Here is a 1,952-nt window from a genome sequence, read left to right as displayed (position 1 = left end):
GCATACTCAAATCTCCCACATTGCAGGAGATTTGAGTATGAACACGTTACTGTGGAACAAAGACCGTATCATCGGACAAAAAAGACCGCTTCAGATATCTCACATCTGGGGGATCGGAATCAGGCTTGAACTGGAAGGTAAAACGCGCGATCTGGACCTGTTCAATATGACTTTGGACAGTAAGCTTCGGGGCTGTGATCTAGTTAAACTCAAAATGTCAGACGTTGCATATGGCAATTCTGTTTCAAGTAGAGCTGGCTTGCTCCCCATTGTCTGCCAGACAACAGGGAGTAATTTGGTTAGATAGCAAAGGATTCCAGCGTTTTACCACTTTCCAGCGCAGCAGCGATAGCTTTAGGCGTTCGGCCCTGACCTGTCCACGTCTGTTCGTTGCCGTTTTCATCGGTATATTTGTATTTGGCAGGACGGGGAGTGCGTTTGGTTTTTGCTGTTTTACTGGTAACAACAGCGCCGAGCAGTTCAGACGGATCAATACCATCTTCCAGTAGTTTTGCACGTAAGGCTTCAATTTTAGCCTGACGCTCTGCGTTTTGTTGCTGTGCGCTGGCTTCTTCTTCACGCCGGTCTTCAACAATGGCGGTCAGTTTTTCCAGCATTTCTTCCAGTGTTGGCAGATCGGTCTCACGAGCCTGAGCACGAAGGGTGCGAATGTTATTTAATATTTTTAGGGCTTCACTCATTATCATTTATCCTGAATGTTGAACGTCATAAATATCATACTATAAAAGATGAAATAAAGCAGATACTATAAATTTGTTTGATGCCTGATTATTCTTTTTTGTAAGTTTATATTTATCGTTCTTGAACGACTTTTTTTGTATATTGGATGGTACGTGAAAATAGAGATGGCGATAAAAATATAATTAATCTGTAAAATACGGCGACAATGTTGACAGTAATATCGGGAAAATCCTGCTTTTCCCGTTCCATGCTTATGAACGGGTTCTGTTTGTTTACAATATCGGCAGGCAACTTATTAAAAATCAAATAAACTTTGCAGTTGAATCTCTAACCCGTCAGCAATCACCCCAATCACTTCCAGAGTCGGATTCCTAACGCCCCTCTCAATGCCGCTGATATAGGTGCGATCCAAACCGCACTTGTCGGCGAAGGCTTCTTGGGAGAGTCCTGCCTGTAAGCGAAGCGTTTTTACACGTTGCCCAAAACGGGCGGTAATGTCTTTTGTATTTTTCATGCCGATAAGCATCATCCCATGTTGCTTATCAGACCACGGACGATGAGTCACATATGAGCTACTTCGTCGATTTAATCGATAAGGTTCAAAAATTAGGCTGGATCGCGGAATACGAAGAGCGTGGTGAGATCAGTATGCAATCCAGTCGCAAGAACATAGAGCACTTCAAGCGTTGGGTTTCTCACCCCTCGCTCAATGCCGCTGATGTAAGTTCGATCCAGCCCGCACTTTTCAGCGAAGGCTTCCTGAGATAGCCCCGCCTGCAATCTGAGCGCTTTAACACGTTGTCCCAGCAGGGTTTTGACCGAATCGGATGTTTTCATGGCATAAGCATTCTGTTTTGGTACTTATAAGTCCACGGACTATTAGTCACAATTCGGGGTTCGTGTTACGATGTGACTTATCGTCAACAATGAGGAGGGTGTATGGAGCAATATGACTGGCATCCTGCGGATATCATTGCGGGTTTAAGGAAGCGGGGAACAACGCTGGCGGCGGTTTCGAGAGAAGCTGGGCTGGTTTCGTCTACGCTGGCAAATACGCTGGTGCGGCATTGGCCTAAAGGTGAGCGCTTGATCGCCAACGCGTTGAATAAACGGCCTGAAGAAATCTGGCCTTCGCGGTATCACGACCTCAAGTGCGCACCGAGTGGGGAAGGGAAGTCAGAGTGAAGGTGACTTCCCTGATAAAAATGACGTCATTCGTCGTGGTAAGAGTTTTTAAAGTCCGGATGAGG

At 45.7% G+C, this 1,952-nt stretch carries 4 protein-coding genes and 1 pseudogene; 2 read left to right on the top strand and 3 right to left on the bottom strand.

Features of this window, described 5'->3' with window-relative positions; all coding sequences use genetic code 11:
* Positions 1-37: 37 nt before the first annotated feature.
* Positions 38-292 (top strand): annotated as a pseudogene (locus DCH402_RS16505) (recombinase); the annotation flags it as partial.
* 7 nt (positions 293-299) lie between these two features.
* On the opposite strand, the gene DCH402_RS16500 reads toward DCH402_RS16505, so the two are convergent.
* From DCH402_RS16500 to DCH402_RS21645, 3 genes are all read right to left on the bottom strand, one after another.
* Positions 300-701 carry an H-NS family histone-like protein gene (locus DCH402_RS16500; protein ID WP_012768899.1) on the bottom strand — a complete coding sequence of 134 codons (402 nt, stop codon included), beginning with the start codon at positions 699-701 and terminating at the stop codon, positions 300-302.
* Between the two features lie 296 nt (positions 702-997).
* The gene (locus DCH402_RS16495) at positions 998-1,216 is read right to left on the bottom strand and encodes a helix-turn-helix domain-containing protein (protein WP_012768900.1); all 219 of its coding nucleotides are present in this window, start codon (positions 1,214-1,216) and stop codon (positions 998-1,000) included.
* A gap of 92 nt (positions 1,217-1,308) precedes the next feature.
* On the bottom strand, positions 1,309-1,539 hold the full coding sequence (locus tag DCH402_RS21645; RefSeq protein WP_071604730.1) for a helix-turn-helix domain-containing protein: 231 nt from the start codon (positions 1,537-1,539) through the stop codon (positions 1,309-1,311).
* 102 nt (positions 1,540-1,641) lie between these two features.
* On the opposite strand from DCH402_RS21645, the gene DCH402_RS16485 reads away from it, so the two are divergent.
* On the top strand, positions 1,642-1,887 hold the full coding sequence (locus DCH402_RS16485) for a helix-turn-helix domain-containing protein (RefSeq protein ID WP_040002297.1): 246 nt from the start codon (positions 1,642-1,644) through the stop codon (positions 1,885-1,887).
* Positions 1,888-1,952 lie beyond the last annotated feature (65 nt).

Source organism: Dickeya chrysanthemi NCPPB 402 (genome assembly GCF_000406105.1).
Taxonomy (GTDB): Bacteria; Pseudomonadota; Gammaproteobacteria; order Enterobacterales; family Enterobacteriaceae; genus Dickeya; species Dickeya chrysanthemi.
The sequence above is the reverse complement of the archived record's forward strand: the minus strand, read 5'-3'. Positions and strand labels throughout refer to the sequence as shown.